The organism is Alkalidesulfovibrio alkalitolerans DSM 16529 (genome assembly GCF_000422245.1).
Classification (GTDB): domain Bacteria; phylum Desulfobacterota; class Desulfovibrionia; order Desulfovibrionales; family Desulfovibrionaceae; genus Alkalidesulfovibrio; species Alkalidesulfovibrio alkalitolerans.
This window is the reverse complement of the sequence record NZ_ATHI01000021.1, coordinates 1-1196: the sequence shown is the minus strand read 5'-3', so window position 1 is coordinate 1196 and position 1196 is coordinate 1. Positions and strand designations below refer to the sequence as shown.

Below are 1196 nucleotides of genomic sequence, written 5' to 3'. Positions count from 1 at the left end.
CCTACTCCACGATCTCGGAGACAACGCCCGCGCCGACGGTACGGCCGCCTTCGCGGATCGCGAAGCGCAGGCCCTTTTCCATGGCGATGGGGGCGATCATTTCCACGTTGAAGGTCGCGTTGTCGCCGGGCATCACCATCTCAACGCCCTCGTCCAGCGTCACCACGCCAGTCACGTCCGTCGTGCGGAAGTAGAACTGCGGGCGGTAGCCGGAGAAGAACGGCGTGTGGCGGCCACCCTCTTCCTTCGACAGCACGTACACCTCGGCCTTGAACTTCTTGTGCGGTGTGATCGACTTCGGAGCAGCCAAAACCTGGCCGCGCTCCACGTCCTCGCGCTTCACGCCGCGAAGCAGCGCGCCAACGTTGTCGCCAGCCTGGCCCTGGTCCAGGATCTTGCGGAACATCTCAACGCCAGTGCAGGTCGTCTTCGTCGTGTCCTTCATGCCCACGATCTCGACTTCGTCGCCGACCTTCAGCACGCCGCGCTCGATACGACCCGTCACAACCGTGCCGCGGCCGGAGATCGAGAACACGTCCTCGATGGGCATCAGGAACGGCTTGTCGATCTCGCGCACCGGCTCGGGGATGAACGAGTCGCACGCTTCCATCAGCTCGAAGATGCACTTGCAGGCCGCGTCGTCCGCGCTGCCGGCCTCAAGCGCCTTCAGCGCCGAGCCGCGGATCACCGGAGTGTCGTCGCCGGGGAACTCGTACTTCGACAGAAGCTCGCGAACCTCAAGCTCGACCAACTCCAGAAGCTCTTCGTCGTCGACCATGTCGCACTTGTTCAGGAAGACCACCACCGCAGGAACGCCGACCTGACGCGCAAGCAGAATGTGCTCGCGGGTCTGCGGCATCGGGCCGTCAGTCGCCGCGCAGACCAGGATCGCTCCGTCCATCTGCGCCGCGCCGGTGATCATGTTCTTGATGTAGTCCGCGTGGCCCGGGCAGTCCACGTGAGCGTAGTGACGCTTCTCCGTCTGGTACTCCACGTGCGCCGTCGCGATCGTGATGCCGCGCTCTTTTTCCTCCGGGGCCTTGTCGATCTGGTCGAAGGCCACGAAGTCCGCCCAACCCTTCATGGAGAGGGTCCGGGTGATGGCGGCCGTCAAAGTCGTCTTGCCATGGTCGATGTGACCGATGGTGCCGATGTTCACGTGCGGCTTGGTGCGTTCGAATTTCGCCTTGCCCATG

1 protein-coding gene is annotated in these 1196 nt (G+C 63.9%); it reads right to left on the bottom strand.

Annotation, left to right across the window (positions count from 1 at the left end; all coding sequences use genetic code 11):
- Position 1 precedes the first annotated feature (1 nt).
- Positions 2–1195: an elongation factor Tu gene (gene tuf / locus DSAT_RS07055; RefSeq protein WP_020886886.1), complete on the bottom strand. Its 1194-nt coding sequence runs from the start codon at positions 1193–1195 to the stop codon at positions 2–4.
- Position 1196: the final 1 nt, after the last annotated feature.